Origin of the sequence: Streptomyces sp. YIM 130001 (genome assembly GCF_003574445.1) — a bacterium.
Lineage (GTDB): Bacteria > Actinomycetota > Actinomycetes > Streptomycetales > Streptomycetaceae > Streptomyces.
Map to the genome: position 1 here is coordinate 85,217 of NZ_KZ984554.1, position 20,049 is coordinate 105,265.

The 20,049-nt window shown below is 73.1% G+C and carries 17 protein-coding genes and 1 pseudogene; 3 read left to right on the forward strand and 15 right to left on the reverse strand.

Features of this window, described 5'->3' with window-relative positions; all coding sequences use genetic code 11:
* The first annotated feature begins 44 nt into the window (after positions 1–44).
* Positions 45–785, forward strand: coding sequence for an aspartate/glutamate racemase family protein (locus DSC45_RS14105; protein WP_119290748.1), 741 nt, complete (start codon positions 45–47; stop codon positions 783–785).
* Between the two features lie 2 nt (positions 786–787).
* On the opposite strand, the gene DSC45_RS14110 is transcribed toward DSC45_RS14105, so the two are convergent.
* From DSC45_RS14110 to DSC45_RS14135, 6 genes are all read right to left on the reverse strand, one after another.
* Positions 788–1,150: an ArsR/SmtB family transcription factor gene (locus DSC45_RS14110; RefSeq protein ID WP_119290750.1), complete on the reverse strand. Its 363-nt coding sequence runs from the start codon at positions 1,148–1,150 to the stop codon at positions 788–790.
* 169 nt (positions 1,151–1,319) lie between these two features.
* Positions 1,320–2,978, reverse strand: a complete 1,659-nt coding sequence (locus DSC45_RS14115; RefSeq protein ID WP_205571336.1) for a SulP family inorganic anion transporter — start codon at positions 2,976–2,978, stop codon at positions 1,320–1,322.
* Positions 2,979–3,205: 227 nt separating this feature from the next.
* Positions 3,206–4,306, reverse strand: coding sequence for a DNA glycosylase AlkZ-like family protein (locus tag DSC45_RS14120; protein WP_119290753.1), 1,101 nt, complete (start codon positions 4,304–4,306; stop codon positions 3,206–3,208).
* Between the two features lie 84 nt (positions 4,307–4,390).
* Positions 4,391–6,001, reverse strand: a complete 1,611-nt coding sequence (locus DSC45_RS14125; RefSeq protein ID WP_119290755.1) for a GAF domain-containing protein — start codon at positions 5,999–6,001, stop codon at positions 4,391–4,393.
* Positions 5,998–6,255 carry a CBU_0592 family membrane protein gene (locus DSC45_RS14130; protein ID WP_119290757.1) on the reverse strand — a complete coding sequence of 86 codons (258 nt, stop codon included), beginning with the start codon at positions 6,253–6,255 and terminating at the stop codon, positions 5,998–6,000. Before DSC45_RS14130 ends, DSC45_RS14125 begins: the two co-directional genes overlap by 4 nt.
* 15 nt (positions 6,256–6,270) lie before the next feature.
* Positions 6,271–7,308 carry a rod shape-determining protein gene (locus tag DSC45_RS14135; RefSeq protein WP_119290759.1) on the reverse strand — a complete coding sequence of 346 codons (1,038 nt, stop codon included), beginning with the start codon at positions 7,306–7,308 and terminating at the stop codon, positions 6,271–6,273.
* Positions 7,309–7,513: 205 nt separating this feature from the next.
* Here DSC45_RS14135 and DSC45_RS14140 point away from each other — a divergent pair, with 205 nt between their 5' ends.
* Entirely contained in the window at positions 7,514–8,800 is a 1,287-nt protein-coding gene (locus DSC45_RS14140; RefSeq protein WP_119291217.1) for an MFS transporter, read from the forward strand.
* 422 nt (positions 8,801–9,222) lie between these two features.
* Here the strand turns inward: DSC45_RS14140 and DSC45_RS14145 are convergent, their stop codons facing one another.
* The 3 genes from DSC45_RS14145 to DSC45_RS14155 form a co-directional block, all read right to left on the reverse strand.
* Complete coding sequence (locus tag DSC45_RS14145) at positions 9,223–10,563, reverse strand: carboxyl transferase domain-containing protein (RefSeq protein ID WP_119291219.1); 1,341 nt, start codon at positions 10,561–10,563, stop codon at positions 9,223–9,225.
* Positions 10,556–12,043, reverse strand: a complete 1,488-nt coding sequence (locus DSC45_RS14150; RefSeq protein ID WP_119290761.1) for an acyl-CoA synthetase — start codon at positions 12,041–12,043, stop codon at positions 10,556–10,558. Before DSC45_RS14150 ends, DSC45_RS14145 begins: the two co-directional genes overlap by 8 nt.
* 160 nt (positions 12,044–12,203) lie before the next feature.
* A complete protein-coding gene (locus tag DSC45_RS14155) occupies positions 12,204–13,559 on the reverse strand; it encodes an SLC13 family permease (protein ID WP_119290763.1) in 1,356 nt (451 codons plus the stop codon).
* Positions 13,560–13,838: 279 nt separating this feature from the next.
* Here DSC45_RS14155 and DSC45_RS14160 point away from each other — a divergent pair, with 279 nt between their 5' ends.
* Positions 13,839–14,543: a FadR/GntR family transcriptional regulator gene (locus DSC45_RS14160; protein ID WP_119290766.1), complete on the forward strand. Its 705-nt coding sequence runs from the start codon at positions 13,839–13,841 to the stop codon at positions 14,541–14,543.
* Positions 14,544–14,606: 63 nt separating this feature from the next.
* On the opposite strand, the gene DSC45_RS14165 is transcribed toward DSC45_RS14160, so the two are convergent.
* From DSC45_RS14165 to DSC45_RS14190, 6 genes and pseudogenes are all read right to left on the reverse strand, one after another.
* Positions 14,607–15,197, reverse strand: a complete 591-nt coding sequence (locus DSC45_RS14165) for a hypothetical protein (protein WP_119290768.1) — start codon at positions 15,195–15,197, stop codon at positions 14,607–14,609.
* 103 nt (positions 15,198–15,300) lie between these two features.
* Positions 15,301–16,098 (reverse strand): FkbM family methyltransferase, encoded by a 798-nt coding sequence (locus DSC45_RS14170; RefSeq protein ID WP_119290770.1) that lies wholly within the window; start codon positions 16,096–16,098, stop codon positions 15,301–15,303.
* The gene (locus tag DSC45_RS14175; protein WP_119290772.1) at positions 16,095–16,316 is read right to left on the reverse strand and encodes a Trm112 family protein; all 222 of its coding nucleotides are present in this window, start codon (positions 16,314–16,316) and stop codon (positions 16,095–16,097) included. The genes DSC45_RS14170 and DSC45_RS14175 overlap by 4 nt, the downstream gene beginning before the upstream one ends.
* Before the next feature lie 693 nt (positions 16,317–17,009).
* A pseudogene (locus DSC45_RS14180) lies at positions 17,010–17,867 on the reverse strand (hypothetical protein); the annotation flags it as partial.
* Positions 17,868–17,881: 14 nt separating this feature from the next.
* Complete coding sequence (locus DSC45_RS14185; protein WP_119290774.1) at positions 17,882–18,667, reverse strand: class I SAM-dependent methyltransferase; 786 nt, start codon at positions 18,665–18,667, stop codon at positions 17,882–17,884.
* The gene (locus DSC45_RS14190; RefSeq protein ID WP_119290776.1) at positions 18,664–19,986 is read right to left on the reverse strand and encodes a condensation protein; all 1,323 of its coding nucleotides are present in this window, start codon (positions 19,984–19,986) and stop codon (positions 18,664–18,666) included. Before DSC45_RS14190 ends, DSC45_RS14185 begins: the two co-directional genes overlap by 4 nt.
* Positions 19,987–20,049: the final 63 nt, after the last annotated feature.

Sequence of the window (20,049 nt, forward strand, 5' to 3'; positions counted from 1 at the left end):
GGTCCACCGAACGAACGAAAACGAAGAATCAGGAACACCACGCCATGCGGCTCCTTGTCGTCAATGTCAACACCACCGAGTCGATGACGCAGACCATCGGCGAACAGGCCGCGGCGGTCTCCGCGCCCGGCACCGAGATCGTGCCGCTCACCCCGGCATTCGGCGCCGAGTCCGTGGAGGGCAACTACGAGAGCCATCTCGCCGCCGTGGCCGTCATGGAGGCCGTGCGCGCGTACCGCGGGCCCTACGACGCGGTGATCCAGGCCGGTTACGGCGAACACGGCCGTGAAGGACTGCAGGAGATCCTCGACGTTCCCGTCGTCGACATCACCGAGGCGGCCGCCTCCACCGCACAGTTCCTCGGCCGCAGCTACTCGGTGGTGACCACCCTCGACCGGGCCGTCCCGCTCATCGAGGACCGTCTCGCCCTCGCCGGGCTCGCCGCCCGCTGTGCGTCGGTACGGGCCAGTGGCCTGGCCGTGCTCGACCTGGAGCGCGATCCCGCCGCCGCGGTCGAGGCCATCACCGAGGAGGCGGTCCGCGCCGTCGAGCAGGACCGTGCCGAGGTCGTCTGCCTGGGCTGCGGCGGGATGTCGGGGCTGGCCGAACGCGTCGTGGCGCGTACCGGGGTCCCGGTGGTGGACGGCGTCGCCGCCGCGGTCACGGTCGCGGAGTCTCTGGTCCGCCTCGGTCTGACCACTTCCAAGGTCCGCACGTACGCACCGCCGCGGCCCAAGCGCTTCCTGTCCTGGCCGCCGCAGGTCGCGCCCGCCGGGATCGCCTGACGCTACGAGCGCTTCCGGCCGGGGGCAGCCGGGCCGGGCCCGGCCGCGCGGAGGTCGGCGAGCAGCTCCGCCTGCCCGGTCAGTACGCCGGAGAGAATGGTGCGGGCCACCCTCAGGAGTTCGGCGATCTGCGGACTGGCCAGTGAGTAGTACACCGTCGAGCCCTCCTTGCGGGTCACCACCAGATTCGCCCGGCGCAGCACGGCCAACTGCTGGGAGAGATGGGCCGGTTCGATGCCGACCTCGGGGAGCATCTCGCCGACCGAGTGCTCACGCTCGCTGAGCAGTTCCAGGACCCGGATCCGGGCCGGGTGGCCGAGCGTCTTGAAGAACTCGGCCTTGAGTTGGTACAGCGGTGTGCTCACCGGAACCCCCTCCCGGAGCGTCCGTCGCCCGGCAGCGCACCGCGCCGCCCCCACCCGTGGGCCGGACCGCGTGCGTGCCCAGATTTCCATGCCATGCGCCCATCTTCGCCCCCTGCGGGCGCGGTGCCGTCCCCGGGAGGGCCCTGCGGGCCGCCGAGGCGAGGCTCCCTCAGTGCCCCGGCCGTTCTCCGGAGGCTGCACCCGGCCGGTCGGGCACACCGGGCAGCAGTCCTTCGCCCTGCAGATGACGGCGGGCCCCGGCGATCGCCTGCGGTGTCGAGCCGTACTCCCTGCCGTGCAGGCGCAGCAGCTCCGACGTGCCGGTGGATTCCAGGACTTGGCGGTGCTCCGGGCGCACACCCGAGCTGTGCACGACGATCCCGCGCCGGTTGAGCCGCTGCACCGCGTCCTTGAGGGCCAGGGCGCCGGTCGCGTCCATGGCGGTGACCCGGGACATCCGCAGGATCACCACCCGGACGTCGGCGACCTCGGCGAGTTCGAGCAGGAAGCGGTGTGCACCGGCGAAGAAGACCGGGCCGTCGATGCGGTAGGCGACGATGTGCTCGGCGAGCAGCGCGCGTTCCTCGTCGCTGTGTGTGTCGTCCAGGTGCGGTGCGAAGTCGACCCGGTCGAGCCGGGCGTGCCGCGCGACCGCGCGCAGTGCGAGCGCGCCCGCGACCACCAGGCCGATGATCACGGCGTACACGAGGTCGAGGGCCAGGGTGGCCACGGCGGTCAGAGCGAGGATCAGGCCGTCGGAACGGGTCGCGCGGGCCGTGGACCGCAGCGAGGCGACCTCGACCATGCGGATTGCGGTGGCGAGCAGTACCCCGGCGAGCGCGGCGAGCGGAATCCGGGACACCAGAGGTGCCGCCGCGAACACCACGGCGGCGAGTACGACAGCGTGCGTGAGCGCGGCGAGCCGGGAGCGCGCACCGGTACGGACGTTGACCGCGGTACGGGCGATGGCCGCGGTCGCCGGGACGCCGCCGAACAGCGGGGCAGCCAGATTGGCGAGGCCCTGCCCGAAGAGCTCGCGGTCGGGATCGTGCCGCTGGTCGACGGTCATCCCGTCCGCGACGGTCGCGGAGAGGAGGGACTCGAGTGCGGCGAGGGCCGCGACCGCGAGGGCCGGGGCGAGCAGTGAGGGCAGCGCGGCGGGTTCGAGGAAGTCGAGCGAGGGTGCGGGCAGCCCGGCGGGCAGATCGCCGATGGGCGTCACCGCCAGGTCGAACGCCCAGGTCAAAACGGTCACTACAGCCACCGTGAGGATGGAGAGCGGAAGGGTGGGCCGCCACCGCCCACCGATCAGTACGGCGGCCGCCACCGCGAGGGCCAGGATCGGCGCCGTCCAGTGCGGCGCCCGCGCGAACTCCTCGATCGCGCGCCAGGTGACCACCAGGACGCGGTCGCCCTCCGGCACCGGTACTCCGAGCGCGTTCGGCACCTGCTGCAGCCCGATCACGCACGCGATGCCGAGGGTGAAGCCCTCGACGACAGGGGCGGGGACGTAGCGCATGTAAGCGCCGGCCCGCAGCAGGGCGAGCGCGATCAGCATCAGCCCGGCGAGCAGGCCCACGGTGAGCACGCCCCCTGGCCCGTACTGGGCGACGATCGGCACCAGCACGACCGTCATCGCGCCGGTCGGCCCGGAGACCTGCAGGTTCGAGCCGCCGAAGACGGCCGCGATTGCGCCCGCGACGACGGCGGTCGCGAGCCCCGCCTCCGCGCCGAGGCCCGAGGAGACGCCGAAGCCGAGGGCGAGCGGCAGCGCGACGACGGCCACGGTCAGGCCGGCGAGCAGGTCGCGGCGCGGGTCCCGGGCCATCGCGGTGTAGTCGGCGCGGGCGGGCAGCAGGGCACGCACCGGTCTCCAGTACCGGCTGATCCGATCGTTCACCCGGACGATCCCCCTCACAGCTCCCGACGGCGAAGTGCTGTGCCCGCGGCTACCTACGGACACAGCCGCTTCAGCATGTATGGAGTTGCGAAATTTAGCAATTGCTCAAAATGGTGTGAGGGGTTCGGGAGTGCGTCGTGCCGCGCGGCTGTGCGCTATCCGGCGATCTGCAGCGTCGCCCCCGCCGCGCCGCGGGCCTCCGCCACGGTGTCCGCCTCCGCCTCCAGAGCCTTGCGGACCCGGGCTCGCAGCGGCGCGAACGGGGTGACCGTCACGGCCGCACGCCGGCCCGCCGCCTTGACCCGCCAGGTGCCGACGATCTCCGCGCCGACCAGCAGTGCACCGGGAGCCGAGATCGCCCGCCACAGCTCCTTGCGGTGGGCCGTCTCCGGCAGCAGCAAGGTGCGGTCGCGGGCCTGCAGATAGGGGTCACCGGGCGGCAACAGCCGTACCAGATTCCCCGGTTGGGCAGTGCGCAGCGCATCGACGGACTCCTCCGGGAGCCAGGCCCGGCGGCCGTCCACCGAAACCTCCGCAAGCCCGGCCGGCCACACGGACTCCAGCACGACCGGCTTCGTGCCGATCAGCGCGGCCGCATCGGCCGGGGTGGCAGGACCGAGGAAACCGAGCCAGCGCCGTACGAGGTCACTCGTGCCCGCGGCCTCCACGGGGACCGGGAAGCGGTCGTGCAGCGGAGCGAGCACTGTCTGCCGGCCCGTCACACCGACCTCCAGCGCGGCGAACAGGCCCGCCTGCTGGAAGAGCTGCCCCGAGACGTGCCGCGCCCCGCACCCCTCGCACCAGAACGTGAGCACCTCGGGTACAGCGGCCGAGACCGCGGTACTCACCTCACCCTTGGGCATCGGAGTGGTCACCACGTCGCGGAAGGCGCGCGCGGTGACCGTGAACGCCTCGAGGCCGAGCGCGGCGCCCCGCTCGAGCTGCTTGCTCTCCAGCCGGGCCGTGGCGTCCGCGTCCGACACCGGCCACAACGCGGCGGCGAGCGCCCGCAGATCGGTGCGCCGGTGGACGTACGGCGCACCGCGGAACGACCACACCCGGTCGAGCCCGCCCCGCACCGCCTCGGCCGAGACGCCGCGGGCGGCGAAGGCGAGCCGGGCCGAGCCGTTCGGAGTGTCCTGCACGCCGAGTGCCAGTACGTCCGGGGCCGTGGACGCACGGTCCAGGCCCTGCGTGGCGACACGGTGGGCCAGGACCTGCTCGCGGGTCACCTCGAGCCGCGGCGTACTGCTCATCGGGCGCGTCCCTTCGTCGTCGTGGCGGTACGGTACCGGGCGCCGAGTGGGGTCGGGCGGCGCGAGGCCGGCGGGGTCACCGGACTACAGCGGGGACTCCCAGGTCACCGTCGTGCCGGAGCTGTCGGGCTCCGCGGCCGGTGCTCCGTCGTCGTGCACCGTGAGCCGGACCGCCGCTCCGTCGTCGGTGACACCGGCGTCCGCGTCGACCCGGATCGCGATCCGGGTCACGCCCGCACGCCTGGTCGCCGCGGCCAGTGCCCGGCGCAGCGCGAGCAGCAGCCCTCGTCGCGCCTGCCGTCCGACCCGGTTGTCCACCGGGCCGGTGAACTGCACCGACGGCTGGAACCCGACGATGGCCGCGGCGGTCGCCGCCTCGCGCAGCACCCGGTCCCGCAGGCCGGCCGGAGAGTCGGAGGGCGGCTGCTGCAGCGCGAAGATGGTGGTGCGGACCTCCTGGACCGTGGACTCCAGCTCCTCCACGGCATGGCCGAGCGTGTTCACCACCAGGGGCACCTCGGCCCTGCGGCGGGCCGACTCCAGCATCATCCCGGTGGCGAACAGGCGTTGGATGACCAGGTCGTGCAGATCGCGCGCGATACGGTCCCGGTCCTCGTACACCGCGAGCCTGCCGCGGCTGCGGCGCGCGTCCGCGAGCACCAGGGCGAGTGCTGCCTGCGAGGCGAACTGGGTGGCCAACTGCCGCTCGACCGGCGTGTACTCGCGGTCTCCGCGGACCCGGGGCAGGGCGAGGGTGCCGATCAGCCGGCCGCCGCTCTGCAGCGGCAGCAGCATGCTCGGCCCGAACCGTTCGCTCACCGGTGTCGTCATCCGTGCGTCCGTAGCCGAGTCCGACACGAACACGGCCTCCCCGCCCAGGAGTTGCTCGAGCACCGGGCTGCCGGGCGCGATCGTGGTGCCGATCAACGATCCGGGATCCTCCTGTGTGGAGGCGGCCACGATCTCCATGCCGCCCTCGTCGGTGGGCTGCAGGATCACCCCGGCGCACGCCTCCGCGAGCTGCCTGGCCTGTTCGGCGACCACGGTCAGGGCCTCGTCCGGACTGCCGCCGGACATCAGCGCCGTGGTGACCGCGGCCGTACCCGAGATCCAGCGCTCCCGCTGGCGGGCCGTCTCGTAGAGCCGGGCGTTGCCGATCGCGATGCCGGCCTGCGCGGCGAGCACCCGCAGCAGCTGCTCGTCCTCCGCGGTGAACGGGCCACCCTGCTTCTCGGCCAGATACAGGTTGCCGAAGGCCTTGTCGGCGACCAGGATCGGCACCCCGAGGAAGCTGTGCATCGGCGGATGTCCGGGCGGCAGTCCGCTGGAGTGCGGATCGGTCGTGAGATCGTCGATCCGCAGCGGCTTCGGGTGGACGAGCAGTTCGCCGATGACCCCGGAGTGGCCGTCGGGCAGGCCGCCGATACGGGCCCGCGCCCGCTCGTCGACACCGGCCGTGAACAGCTCGGTGACCCGGCCGCCCCGCTCCGCCCCCACCACCCCGAGCGCCCCGTACCTCGCTCCCGTGAGCCGGGTGGCGGCGTCCACCAACTGCTGCAGTGTGGCCCGCAGTTCGAGATCGGTGCCGACACTGAGTACGGCGTCGACGAGGAGCGGGAGACGTCGGGGCGAGGCGTGCTCGTGACCCTGCGGCGGCGAGGGGGACGCGGGCTCGTCGGGCCGCCCCTGCGTCACGCCGCCTCCTGCTCGGTCATCGGTCTGCCCCGGGCCCAGTTCACCAGGCCGAGCAGGGCGTACAGACCCCAGGCACCCTCGAGGAGCAGGAAGCCCCACTGGGAACCCGCCACCGCGTCGATCACCAGGAGAGCGGAGCCGACGAAGTTGAGCCAGAGATGCCCGGCGGACCCGAAGGGCATCCGGCCCGCCTGGGCGAGCACGAACGCGCCGAGGATCAGGACGGCACCGGCCAACTGCACGGAGTTCGACACGAGGGGCTCCCGGGGTCAACTGCCGAGCAGATCCAGCTGCATCGGCTGGATACGGCCCTCGAGCATCGCGCCGAGGCCGAGTACCGAGCAGACGTCGGGCCGCTCCGCGATGTGCACCGGCATCCCGGTCGCGCCCCGCAGCATCTGGTCGAGGCCCGGGAGCAGCGCGCTCCCGCCGACCATCATGATTCCGCGGTCCGCCAGGTCCGCGACCAGGTCGGGCGGGCAGTCCCGCAGTACCTTGCCGATGCCGTCGAGCACCGTGGTCAGCGGCGTGTGGATGGCCTCCCGGACCGACGCGGTGCGCACCTGCACCGACCGGGCCAGACCCGTCGCCACGTCGCGGCCGTGGATCTCGGTGGACTCCGGGCCGCGCGACGTCAGCCCGTTCCCGCTGAGCGCCAGCTGCAGCGGGCGCACCGACTGGCTCGGAAGCATCAACTCATGCTGGTGACGCAGGAGTTGAACGATCGCGTGGTCGATGGCGTCGCCGCCGACCGGGATCCGCACCGCCGTGACGATCGCGCCCATCGACAGCACCGCGACCTGCGTGGTCGCCGCCCCGCACACCAGGATCATGGTGGCTTCCGGGCGCTCCACCGGAAGTCCGCAGCCGACCGCCGCCGCGATCAGGGTGTCCACCAGCTCCACCCGCCGGGCCCCGAGTCCGATCAACGTCTCCGTCGTCGCACGCTGGGCCAGCGGATCGGCGTCGTGCGGGGTGCAGGCGGCGGCCCGCAGCCGCGGCTTGCGGCGCAGGGTGCGGCGCAGCTTGTCGTCGAGCAGGTGACTGAGCATGCGCTGCGCCATGTCGATGTCCACCACGGTGCCGCCGGACACCGGCCGCACCACCCGGATGTAGCTCGGCGTACGCCCCGTCATCCGCTCGGCGAACTCGCCGACCGCGATCAGCGAGCCCGTCCTGGTGTTGATGGCCGCGACGCTCGGCTCGTCCACGACGAGTCCCGCGCCCTTCACGAACACCCGGGTGCGTGCGGCGCCCAGGTCGACGCCGACGTGGCAGCGCCGCAACTGGTCGAGGCTTGCGGTCATGGCGGTTCCTCCCGAGAGCACTGACCGTGTGCGGCCGCCGGACGACGGCCCTTCTCGCATCCTGTGGCGGCGGCCCTGACCCCGCGCGCTGGGATGCGCCGGGCGGGGTGCCGCCGTACGGGTGGTTCTGGGAGGGCGCGGGCCGGCAGGGGCCGGCGGAAAATGCGCACCGGTCGTTCGCGCACCGGGGTTACCATCCCCCGTGGTGAAGAAGACAGGCGTTGACCAGGACGGATCCGCAGTCATACGGCCGAGGCGGCAGAGGATCCTCGCCGATCTGACGCCGTTGCGCACCTCGGTGGACTACCGGCGGCTGTGGGTCGGCCAGACGATCTCCTGGCTCGGTCAGGCCATGACCGCCCTGGCGATCTCCCTGCAGGTGTACGACATCACGGGCTCGGCGTTCTCCGTCGGCCTGGTCGGCCTCTTCTCCCTCGTGCCGCTCGTGGTCTTCGGTCTGTACGGCGGCGCCATCGCGGACACCGTGGACCGCCGCAAGCTCGGGATCGCCAGCTCCGCCGGACTGTGCCTGCTCTCCTTCGTCCTCGCCTGCGCCGCGCTCGCCGGATTCCACCGGGTGTGGCTGCTGTACTCGATCGTCGCTCTGCAAGCCGTCTGCGCGGCCCTCAACAACCCGGCCCGCTCGTCGATGATCCCGCGGCTGCTGCCGCCCGAGCAGCTGCCCGCGGCCAACGCCCTCTCCTCCGTGACCACCACGTCCGGCACCATGTTCGGCCCGATGCTCGGCGGCCTGCTGGTCGGATTCTGGGGCTACCAGGCCGCGTATCTGATCGACGCGGTCGCCTTCAGCGCCTCGCTGTACGCGATGTACCGGCTGCCGTCCATGAAGCCGGACCGGGCGGCGGGTGCCGGGGCCAAGCGGGCTTCGGTCCTGGACGGACTGCGCTTCCTCGCCACCCGGCCGAATCTGCGGATGACGTTCTTCACCGACATGTGCGCCATGGTGCTCGCGCATCCGCGGGCGCTGTTCCCCGTGGTCGCGGTGGTGTGGTTCGGGGGTGACGCGCAGACGACGGGGCTGCTCGTCGCGGCGCCCGCGATCGGCGCGCTCCTCGGCAGCGTGTTCTCCGGCTGGCTCGGCCGGATCCGCCGGCACGGTCTGGCGATTCTGCTGGCCGTCGCCTCCTGGGGTACGGCCATCGCCGTCTTCGGACTGACCCGCAACCTCTGGCTCGGGGTGCTGTTCCTGGCGATCGCCGGCTGCTCCGACACCGTGTCCATGGTGTTCCGCTCGACCATGCTGCAGGCGGCGACACCCGACGAGATGCGGGGCCGGCTGCAGGGCGTGTTCATCGTGGTGGTCGCGGGTGGCCCGCGCCTCGGCGACTTCACGGCCGGCACGGTCGCCGACCTCGCCTCGCCCCAGCTCGCCATCACCGGAGGCGGTGTCGCCTGTGTCGTCGCGGTCGGGCTGCTCGCCCTGAAGTGGCGCAGGTTCGCCCGGTACGACGCGCGGTCGCCCGAGGCGTGAGGGGCGGCACAACGCGGCGGCGCCGCCTCCCCGTGGGACGAGGGGAGACGGCGCCGCTGCGGGACTTCGGTCAGACCAGCCAGCCAACGAAGTGGACGACGCCGGCGAGAAGGTCGGTGAGGAAGTTCATGTGGTGCGTTCTCCTTGTGTTACCCGTGACCCGTCGCTCCGGTCCGGTGTCCGGCACCGGTGGGTGCACGTGTTGCTTGTGTGGGACGTGCGCCAACTACGGTCTGCAGCCCGTTGCTTGCGCACCGTAAGCATCGTTGGTCACGCGGGTTCCGGGCAATCAAAGGAGCGACGATCACCTGTTCTGGGGAACACCTGAGCCGGTGTTCGCCCGGATTGTTCGTGCGCAGTGCCTGACTGGCTGTCACTGTCCGTCCCTGCCAAGGGGGTTGGGTACCACCGCGATCCGGCGCTCACGGACCGACCACGCCGCGTACGACGCCCAGGTCCACCAGGTCGGCCGGGCGCAGGCGGAGTTGGTCGGCCGTGGTGAGCGCGTCGCCCGGATCCCGCTTGAGGATGGCCGCGGCGGCCTCCGGCGCGATCACCGAGAAGTAACTGTCCGCGGTCGCCCAGGTGTTGTCCGGCGCCGCGAGGGCCAGCGCCCCGCCGGATCCGCCCTCGCCGATCAGGAGCGAGGTGACCGGCACCGGGGACTCGGCCACCGCGGCGAACACCTCGGCGATCGCCGCGCCCGCGCCCTGCCGCTCGGCCTCCGCGTCGTTCGCGGCGCCCGGGGTGTCGATCAGTGTCAGGACCGGGATGCCGAGCCGTCCGGCGAGCCGGATCAGCCGGGCGGCGGTACGGAAGCCGGCGGGCCGGGTCGGCGTCCCGCACTGGGCCGCGTAGGCGACGGTGCGTCCCGCGTGCAGCCCGAACCCGCACAGCATTCCGGCGTCGACGCCTCCGCAGCGATCGCCGCGTACCTCCACTCGCTCCTCGAACCAGTCGGCCAGATAGGCCTGGGCGCGAGGCCGTTCGGGGTCCCGGGCCCGTCGGACCGCCGCCCGTCCCGTCGAGGCCGTATCGGCGCGGCCGAGCGCGCGCGGCGGCGGTACGGGGGCCGGGGAGCCGGCCGGGTCGCCGCCGGTGAGCAGGCGCAGCCGGGGGCCGAGGGCGCTTCGCAGCTCCGCGACGGGCACCACCGCGTCGACCGCGCCCGCGGCCAGCTGGCCCTCGGCCTCGTACGCCCGCGGGTCCGCGTCGGCCGGGCGCACCCGGGAGCCCGCGAAACCGACCTGGGCGCCAGGAAGCGCCAGGGTGAGGTCCGCGCCCGCGCCGAGGGTCGCCCAGCCGCCGCCGGTGGCCGGGTCGCGCAGCACGGCGATCTGCGGCAGGCCGACGGCCCGGTGCAGCGCCGACTGCCGTGCCACGCGCTGGAGTTGGGTCAGCGCGCGCATGCCTTCCTGCATCCGGCTGCCGCCCGTGGCGATCAGCGACACGACCGGCAGCCGATGCGCTCGGGCGTGGCTGAACGCGGCCTCGATCCGGTCTCCGGTGCGTTCGCCGAGCGAGCCGCCGAGGAAGCCGAACTCGAAGGCGAGGAGCACCGTTTCGCATCCGCCGATCCGTGCCGTGCCGCAGACCACGGACTCCTGCTCGCCGGTCCGCGCGGCCGCGCGGGCGCGGGCCTCGCCGTAGCCCTCCCAGGAGATCGGCCCGTCTCCTGAGAACTCGCCTTGTGTGCAAGGGAGTTCGGTGAAGGAATCGGTGACTGCGGACAGCGTCTCGCGTGCGGTCCAGCGGTCAGCCATCACTGTTGCCCGGGGTGGCCGGGGCAGTGAGGCGGCGCTTCATGATCTTGCCCATGTCGTTGCGGGGCAGCGCGTCGAGCAGGCGTACCTCGCGGGGCCGCTTGTGCGGGGCGAGTTGGGCGGCCACGTGGTCCGCGAGCCGGGAGTGCGACGGTGGACTCGACGGGTCGGACGGAACGATCCACGCGATGATCCGCTCACCGAGGTCCGCGTCCGGCTCGCCCGTGACTGCGGCCTCCCGGACGTCCGGGTGGTCGAGCAGGGCGTTCTCGATCTCGCCCGCTCCGATCTTGTAGCCACCGCTCTTGATCAGGTCGGTGGCCTTGCGGCCGACGATACGGACCGCCCCGTGGGCGTCGACGACCGCCATGTCGCCGGTGCGGAACCAGCCGTCCGCGGTGAAGGCGGCTGCCGTCGCGTCCGGCCGGTTCAGATACTCCGTGAACAGATTCGGGCCGCGTACCTCGATCTCGCCGATGCCGTCCGGGTCGGCGACGGGCTCGCCGGACTCCTCCACAAGCCGCAGCTCGACGCCGCGCAGCGGGACGCCCACGGTGCCGGTTCCCGGCGGGCCGTCCACGCGGACGCTGGTGTTCATCAGGGTCTCGGTCATCCCGTAACGCTCGATCACCCGACGGCCGGTGGCCGCCGTGATCCGCTCGTGGTCGTGCACCGGGAGTGCGGCGGAGCCGGACACCAGGAGCCGTGCTCCGGCGAGCGCGTTCACCAGGCCCGGGTCGTCGGCCAGCGACTCGGCGATGCGGTGGTACATCGTCGGCACTCCGAACAGCATCGTCGCGCCGCCGGTCAGCTCCCGCGCCACACCCTCGGTGGAGAACCTGCCCAGGTGCCGTACGGAGCCCCCGCGGCGCAGCGGGCCGAGGATGCCCAGGATCAGCCCGTGCACATGGAACAGCGGCAGACCGTGCACGAGTACGTCGTCCGCCGTCCACTGCCAGGAGTCCTCGAGCGCGTCCAGGGTCGAGGTGACCGACCGTCGGGGCAGGACGGCGCCCTTGGGCGGGCCGGTGGTGCCGGAGGTGTAGACGACGAAGGCGGGGGCGTCCTCGGTGGGGCGCGGGGCGGTGTCCTGGGCCGGGACGTCCGGGTGGCCGGGTGTCGTGCGGACGGCGATCCTCGCCAACTCGGCCAGTGCGGACGGCAGTTCGGCATCGGGGGCGGCCAGTACGAGATCGGGGGTGCTGTCCGACAGGACGTGCCGCAGCTCGCCCTCGCCGATCTTCGGGTTCAACGGCACGACGGGTACGGCGGCCTGGAGCGCGGCGACCACACCGACGGCGGTCTCCAGGGTCGGTGTCGCCCAGAGTGCGACCCGGCCGGCGGAACGCAGTTCCTCGGCCAATGTCCCTGCGGTCTCGGCCAGTTGCCCGTACGTCAGGGTGCGGTCGCCGAAGGTGAGGGCCGGGCGGTCGTTGCCCGGGCGGAGGGCGGGGAAGAGGTCGTGGGTCGGTTCGCTCACGCTGGGTTCTCCTGACGGTCGCCTTGGTCGCCGAGTTCGCTGCGGTCGCCGTGGTCTCGTGGTGCCGTGCTCCGGTGCTCCGGTTCTCGCCCATCGTCGCAGCTGGTCCGTGGTGCGGCCCCGGTGCCGGGGCCGCACCCGTCGGTCGCGGGTGGGACGGTCAGCCGAAGCCCGGCACCACGAGGGCGAGCCAGACCACGGCCGGGACCGCGGCCACCACCACGCCGCCGTACACCATCAACTGCCGGAAGAAGCGCTCCCGGTCGACGTCCGGGGCGGCGGCGAGCACCAGTGCGCCGTTAGTCGAGAACGGGCTCACATCCACCACCGTCGCCGACACCGCGAGCGCCGCGATCATCCCGACCGCGCCGATCTCGCCCTGTGCCAGGAACGGCACGGCCAGCGGGATCAGCGCGCCCATGATGCCGACGGAGGACGCGAACGCCGAGATGATGGCGCCGATGTAGCAGAGCAGTACGGCCGCGAGCAGCGGGACTCCGATGTCGCCGACCCCTTCGCCCGCCCACTTGATCGTGCCCATCTCCTCGAGCACGCCGACGTAGGTGAGGACACCGCAGATCAGCAGGACCGTCGGCCAGGCGATCTCGCCCACGGCCCGGCGGCTGGTCTCGGGCCAGAAGGCGCTGAGGATCACGGCGAGGGTGATGGCGCTCAACCCTGCGTCCAGGTCGAAGGCGAGGACGGCGACGACCAGGGCGACGAGCGCTGCGAGGGTGCCGATGACCGGGGCGTCCAAGGGGGTGGCCGTGGGCGCCCCCGCCTTGCCCCCGCCGGACCCGTTCGAGGCCGAACTGCCCTTGCCGGAACCGCTCTTGCCGGCACCGGCCTTGCCCGAACCGCTCTCGGCGGACCCGGCCTCGACCGCCGCAGCCTCCGTGGTGCCGCCCCGGCCGGACAGCTTGAGGCCGCCGAACAGGACGAACACCACACCGGCGATCAGCAGGTTGACGACGAGCGAGGCGAGGAAGAGGACCATCTCGTTGCCCGGCAGATCCTCGCGCTCCACGATGCCGTTGACGATCGACCCGTAGATGCTGATCGGCGAGAAGCCGCCGCCCTGCGCCCCGTGCACCACCATCGCGCCCATCAGGAGCGGACTGATGCCGTACCGGGCCGCGAAGCTCAGGGCGATCGGCGCGACGATCGCCACCGCCGCCGGGCTGACCGCTCCGATCGCCGTCAGCGCGCCGGTGATCACGAACATCACCCAGGGGATCAGCGCGATCCGACCGCCCACGAGCCGGATCGACGCGTGCACCAGCCAGTCGGTGGTGCCGTTCGCGCGAGCGATGGCGAAGAGGTACGTGACACCGACCAGGACCACGAACAGGTCCCCGGGGAAGCCGGCGAAGATGCCGTCGGCATCGAGGTCCGCGACGAGTTCGCCCACGCCGAACGCGGCGGCGAACGCGAGCGCGCCCATGTTGATGGAGCGGGTGGTGGCGATCACGAAGACCACCGCCAGCACAAGGATGGAGATCAGTTCGGCGGACATCGTGGGCTCCCGTCCCTTGAGCGTCCCCGGAATGGCGAAGTCGAGTGATGAGTGGAGTGGAGTGGAGTGATGGGGTGAAGTGGCGTTATGAGGGGTGGTGTTGCGCTGTCGAATGCTGAAGTGGCTGAGCCACTAAGCCTGTTGGCGCGTCACAGCGTCGACGGCGAGACTTCCGGCGTCAAGGGGTTGAACGGGAATTGGCTCGGCCACTCGACCGGTTCACGGTCTCCGCTGCTAAGGTCGGTGCCGGCCCGGCGTGCCGTGGGGAGGGGGACCGGCGTGAGCGACGCACTGCGTCCGATGGGCAGGACCAGGCTGTACGAGCAGGTACTCGACCGACTGCGGGCGTACGTCGCCGAGGGCGGACTCGGAGCCGGTGACCGCCTGCCTCCCGAGCGTGAACTGGCCCAGCGGCTGGGTGTGTCCAGGGCATCCGTGAAGCAGGCCATCGTCGTGCTCGAGGTGCAGGGCCTGGTCGAGGTACGGCACGGCGGCGGCAGTTACCTGGTCAGGGACGGCCTCGACGTCGAGCCGGTCGAGCGCCTGGTGGAACGCAGGCGGCGGCTGCCCGACGTGCTCGAGGCACGCGAGGCGCTCGAGACCAAACTCGCCGAACTCGCCGCGGAACGCCGCACGGATGAGGACCTGCGGGCGATGCGGTCCGCGCTCGTCACGATGGCGGACGATATCGAGCACGGAGGGCACGGGGTCGACGGCGACCGCCTCTTCCACGGCGCCGTGACCGAGGCAGCGCACAGTGTGCTGCTCGCGGAGTTCATGCGCTCCATCGCGGAGCAGATCACCGAGAGCCGTAACGAGTCGCTGCGCCAGCCACGGCGGCCCGCGAGGTCGCTGGTGCAGCACCGGGCGATCCTGGACGCGATCGAAGCGCGCGAAGGCCGGCGGGCGGCGGCGGCGATGCGGCGCCACGTCCGGACCGTGGCGAAGGTCCGGCTCCTGGACTGGGATCCCGAGGCGGAGTGAGCGACTCGGGCGCCGGCCCCGCGCGCCTCGCCCGCAGGCCCGGGCCGTGCCCGTCCGTCCTCGTCAAGTCCGTGGCAGGTCCGTCACCGCCTGCAGCAGCCCCCAGGTGAAGTCCGCTGTGCGGGTGTGTACGACGCCTTGGGTGTCCGCCGCGTCGAAGCGCAGGCGCCAGCGGGACGGTGCGGTCCCCTCCAGCGGCTGCGCCGGGGCGAACGCGCGCGCCACCTCGTCCACCACGCAGGAGAACGGCTGCAGGTCCTCGACCGTCCTGAGGTCCGGACCGGTCGCTCCCGGTGCTCGGACGAGCCATTCGTTCCAGGCCGCACCGTTCGGCGCGAGCAGTACTTCGAAGCGCAGATCGGGCCAGAGGGGCACCGGCCAGAGCAGCGCCTCGCACTCGAGGTCGCCGATCCGCCGCCGGTTCTTCGCCTCGGGCGGTCCGAGCACCGAGCGGTACCGGGCGGCCGAACCGCGCCCACCGGGCGAGCGCACCATGGCCTGCCAGCGTCGGTTCGCCTCGCGCATGTCGGCCGCGCCGGCGCCGAGTCGGCGTCGGGCGTCCTCGACGAGCTCCGGATTGTGGTCGGCCATCCGGCGCAGCAGCACCAGCTGGAAGTCGAGTGGGGTGAACGGCGCGGGTGTACGGGCAGGCATGCGGCCATGGTCACCCGGCGGCACCCGCCCGCGCATCCGCACCCGCGCATCCACATCCGCACCCGCGCATCCATCTCCGTGCCGCCGCCCGCGCGAGCGCCCGCTACCGCGTGCGTGCTCCCTGCGTGCGGCTGCCCCGTCCCGGGCGGCGGCCGTCCGGCATGAAGAGCACCGAGTTCACGTAACGCGGGCCGCGGAACGGCAGGACCCGGCGCAGCAGCCCCTGAGTGACCACGTGCTCGGTGGCCGCCTGATGGGCGTCCAGGTCGAAGCCGTCCAGTGCGATCCAGCTGTCGCCGGGCAGCACCCAGCCGCGGTAGCCGTGCCGGGCGAGCAGGTCGACCACGGGCGCGGTGGGCTGGATACGGGCCTCCAGCTCCACGATCAGCGCGGGCCTGTCACGGTCGAGCAGCTCCAACGCGCCGTTCAGCACCGGCAGTTCGTTGCCGTCGACGTCGATCTTGACGAAGCCCACGTCGCGCAGCGCGAGCCCGTCCAGGGTCAGCGACGGTACGTCCAGGGCCTGTCCGTGGATGTCGCGGCGGACCAGGGAGGACACCCCGCGGTCGCCGCGGTCGCCGGTGGGCAGCCAGAGCCTGGCGGTGCCGTCCCGGTCGGACGCGGCAGCCCGGACGACCCGTACGTTCGCGGGGGTCGCCGCGTCGAGGGTGCGGGCGAGGTGGGGTACCGGTTCGACCGCGACCACGTGCCTGGCCCGTGCCGACAGCCGCAGCGACCAGGGCCCGTACCAGCCGCCGACGTCCACGGCGGTGCCGCAGTTTCGGGGCAAGTAGTCGCCCAATCGGGCCAGTTCGGGCTCGAAGCGGGGATAGACGAGCCGGGCGAGCGCGCCGGTGAGGCGGGTGGGAAGGAGGGGCCCGATACGGGCGGCGATGGTCATGACGCCTCGGCTGCCTCGATCCGTTTGACCAGACGTTCGTGCTCGTCGTCCGGTACCTGGTCGCCCGAGGACGGCAGGAGTTGCGGGATTCCGTCCAGGATCGGGTAACGCCGGCGCAGGCGCGGGTTGTAGAGCGCCGCCTCGGGTTCGAGGAGGTGCAGCGGGCCCTTGTCGATCGGGCAGGCGAGGATCCTGAGAAGCGGGTCGTCGGGGTTCAAGTCGGCTCAACTCCTTGTGGGGCGCTGGCTGGGCGGGGGCTTGCGGTGTCCCGGGAAGGGCGGAGGAGGCGGATGGGGCGCGGCCTCCCGGTCCTCGGGGGCCGGCTGCGGCGGGAGCCGGATCTCGATGTCGGGGTCGGGGGCGCCAGGGGCATCGGTGGGGGAGCGCGGGGGTGTGGATTCCGGTACGGCGTCGGGTTCCGGGTCGGGTCCCGGCCCCGGAGAGGGTGCGGGAGCGGGCGCAGGTACCGGAGCCGGCGAGCGGTCCGCAGGCCCGGCGGGCGCGGGAGCCGGTTCGGCGCCGGATGTGGGGCCCGCTTCCGGCGCCTGGTCCCCGCCCGGTTTCGGCTGCACGGTCACCGGCCGCGCAGCCGCGGGCATCGTCTTCGTCGGCAGGCCCCGCGTCCGTGCCCGCACGGCCCGCGACCGGTCGTCGTCGAACCACTCGCCGACCCGGGACCCGCCGTCCTCGGCACCGGACCCGTTCGCCGCCTCGGCGGCCGACCCCACCGCCCGTCCGTTGCGCCGTTCCGCTGCCGACCTCTTTGCGCGTGACGGGAGTTGCGGAGGTCCGGAGCCGCCGTCCCCGACCGCGACGGTCTGCACGGGACCGGCTTCCCGGTCCGACACCACGGCAGCCTCCGGCTCGCCGTCCTCCGGAGCCGGCCCGGACTCCGCCGGCGCCTCCTCCTCGTCGTGCCGAGGCAGCACGAGCAGCACCGACACCGCCAGCGCCGTGCCCGCGACCCGCAGCGTGAGGCGGACCGGGTCCTCGGGCAGCGGCTCGCCGAAGGCGAAGGTGCCGAGGACCGCGGTGAACAGCGAGGTCACCGTCGTACAGACCGGCACGATGAGGGAGGCACGAGACCGCTGCAGCGCGGCCTGCGACATGATCAGGCCGAACGCGCCCGTGAACAGCAGGAGATACGGGTACGGCGAGGCCAGCACATCCACCACCGCACCCCCGACCCCGCTGGTCGTGAGGTGGCTTGACACTCCCTTGATGGCCAGCGAGCTGACCCCGTAGAGGAGCCCGACGGCCATGCCGTACTCGACGCCGTTGGTCGGCATCCGGTGGCGGCGGCGGGCGTTCCGCTCGGCGTTCGCGTAGAGCCAGAGGCCGCCGGCGAGGGTCGGGACGCAGATCAGCAGGACCAGGCCGGGCGGCGCGTGCCGGCTCACCGTGTCGGCGCCCTCCTTCAGCGAGAGCACCACCATCAGCAGGGCGATCAGGATCGCGCCGATCGCGTACCGCTCACGACCCGAGGTCCGCTCGCCGAGCAGACGGGACGAGAGCAGCACGAGCAGGACGAGCCCGGACACGAAGATGCCCTGGGCCGCGGCGATCGGCAGTGTCCGGTAGACGGCGAGCTGCGCCCCGAACCCCCCGGCCAGGGCCAGCGATCCGCCGATCCACAACGGACTGCGCAGGACATGGCCGAGCAGCCGCAGCGGACGCCGGGTGGAGAGCGCGGGGAGCGTGGACAGGGCGCGCTTCTCCAGGACGAAGCCCAGGCTGTACAACGTGTTCGCCACCAGGGCGGCGGCCACCCCCCACCACATGGCTACGCCGTGCCCGCGGCCCGGTGCCCCGGCCCGTCCGAGCCACCGCCGGGCCCGTCGCCCCGCTTACGTGCGTGCACGAGCAGGATCGACGCGGCACTCGGCGCCGCGCAGACCAGCCGGTCGAGCGGTCTGAGCACCTTCGGCACTCCGTGGAAGGGCGCACCCGCCACCCGCACCACGTCGAACCCGGAGGCGGTGAGGAACTCCTTGAGGGCGCGGGCCGTGTACAGGCGCAGATGCCCGACGACCTCGGAGCCCGGCCGTCCGTGGATGCCGCGCAGGCTCACCTCCGAGAACACCGGCTGCACCCCGGCGAGCAGCAGGGCGCGGTTGTACCAGGCGGCCAGGTTCGGCGTCGAGATCATCAGATGACCCCCGGGCTTGAGGACCCGGCGCAGTTCGTCGAGAGCGCTGTCCGGGTCGACGAGGTGCTCGATGACCTCGCTGAACAGAACGGCGTCCGCGCAGCCGGGGCTCAACGGTAGCCCGGCGTCCGAGAGTTCGCCCCTGATCACGTCCGACATATGCGTACGGGCCCGGCGCAGCGCGTCCTGCGACCAGTCGACGCCGACCACCCGGTGACCGGCGAGCAGCGGCGCCGCTGCCCGTGCCGCGGTGCCGTCTCCGCAGCCGACGTCGAGGACGACGGACGGCTCCGCACCGGCCGGCCCGAGCGCGTCGGCCAGCATCCGGGCCTGGCGCAGGCTGCGGGCGTCCCCGGAGGCGACGGGCACGGCGGGGTCCTCGTAGAAGTCGCGGAGCCCGCCCGGCAGCGTGGACGTCATCGAGGGTCCTCCGTCGCGTGCAGATACTGCTCGAACAGGTCACGCAGCCGGGCCCCGTCGTCCGGCCCGAGCAGCGTCCGCGACCAGCGCAGCGCCAGGTGCAGGCGCCCAGCCGTCGACGCGGTGGTGACGGTCAGGCCGCGCGGTACGCGGGCGGGCGCGGAGAACCACACCGCGCTCGCCCGGCCCGCGTCACCGAAGTCCATGGCGTACGGGATCCGTCCGATGTTGCTGAGCAGCGTCGTCGAGGTCCAGGGCCCGGCCGCGGCGCGCAGTGCCCGGGTGAGCGCGGCACGCGCCGCGACCGGCACCACGGGTGAGGTCAACAGGGCTGCCCCGTGCCCGAGTTGAGGACGCTGGGCCGCCTTGAGTGCGCGGGTGCGGGTGGCGGTGAGCCGCAGCAGCTCCCCGAGCCGGTCCGGATCGACCTCCTCCGCGGCGAACGGCACCTCGACGAGCCGGGTGCCGTTGCCGATCGGCATCGAGGCGTCCCGCGGCCGGTCGTCCACCGGCATGGTGATCCGCATCGGCCGCCGCGGTCCGCCGTGCTCCCGGTTCCAGGCGGCGATCATCAGCGTGGTCGCCACCATCAGCTGGTCGTTGACGGTGTACGGGGCGCCCTCGGGGCGGTGCGGTACGGGCAGCTCGGCGACCAGCATCCCGTTGCCAGGATCGGGGCGGCCACCGGACGACCTCGGGGCGCCGCCCGCGATACGGGCCGGCCGGGCGAACCCCGAGGGCAGCGCCGCCGGCTGACCGGGCGAGTCGGTGCGGCGGACCGGGGGCGCGGCGGGCGCGTTGTCCACCCCGCCGTACAGTTCCGCCGCCGTCGCGAGGACCCGCAGACAGGCGGGCCCGTCGAGCGCCGTGTGGTTGACCACGAGGAACAGCACGCAGCCGCCGCCGTCCCCGGGGTCGTCGACGCACTCAAGACGCACCGGCGGCGAGGCGGCGAGGGGCGGGGCCGAGGCGAGGGCCCGTGCCCGGGCCGCCTGCCGGGCGTCGGGGCCCGGCTCGGGGAAGCTCACCACCGTGACGTCCGGGTTCCCGGTCAGCTCCCACTCGTAGCGCCGCGCGTACCAGCGTCGCGGCGCCTCCCGCACCAGGACGCGGGGGTGGCGGCGCAGCGCCTCGTGGAACGCCTCCTCCAGGCGGCGCCGGTCGGGGCGGCCCGGCAGGTGCACCTCGATGTGGACGGTCTCGGGTTCGTCCTCCTGCAGGCAGTGCCGTGACACCTCGTCCACCACGGGGAACGGCACCCGGCGCGGCGGCGGTTCGGGCGCACCGGGTCGCTGGGCGGGGTGGTCCACGGCCGTCATCGGCCCTCCGTTCCTCGTGCGGCCCGCCATGGCGACGCGGGCCGGATCTGCGGCGCTCCCCCC

Excerpts from the sequence above, each read along its gene's own strand:
- DSC45_RS14105 (WP_119290748.1), top strand. The coding sequence starts at position 45 with ATGCGGCTCCTTGTCGTCAATGTCAACACCACCGAGTCGATGACGCAG.
- DSC45_RS14115 (WP_205571336.1), bottom strand. The coding sequence starts at position 2,978 with ATGGCCCGGGACCCGCGCCGCGACCTGCTCGCCGGCCTGACCGTGGCC.
- DSC45_RS14120 (WP_119290753.1), bottom strand. The coding sequence starts at position 4,306 with ATGAGCAGTACGCCGCGGCTCGAGGTGACCCGCGAGCAGGTCCTGGCC.
- DSC45_RS14135 (WP_119290759.1), bottom strand. The coding sequence starts at position 7,308 with ATGACCGCAAGCCTCGACCAGTTGCGGCGCTGCCACGTCGGCGTCGAC.
- DSC45_RS14145 (WP_119291219.1), bottom strand. The coding sequence starts at position 10,563 with ATGGCTGACCGCTGGACCGCACGCGAGACGCTGTCCGCAGTCACCGAT.
- DSC45_RS14155 (WP_119290763.1), bottom strand. The coding sequence starts at position 13,559 with ATGTCCGCCGAACTGATCTCCATCCTTGTGCTGGCGGTGGTCTTCGTG.
- DSC45_RS14165 (WP_119290768.1), bottom strand. The coding sequence starts at position 15,197 with ATGCCTGCCCGTACACCCGCGCCGTTCACCCCACTCGACTTCCAGCTG.
- DSC45_RS14170 (WP_119290770.1), bottom strand. The coding sequence starts at position 16,098 with ATGACCATCGCCGCCCGTATCGGGCCCCTCCTTCCCACCCGCCTCACC.
- DSC45_RS14185 (WP_119290774.1), bottom strand. The coding sequence starts at position 18,667 with ATGACGTCCACGCTGCCGGGCGGGCTCCGCGACTTCTACGAGGACCCC.
- DSC45_RS14190 (WP_119290776.1), bottom strand. The coding sequence starts at position 19,986 with ATGACGGCCGTGGACCACCCCGCCCAGCGACCCGGTGCGCCCGAACCG.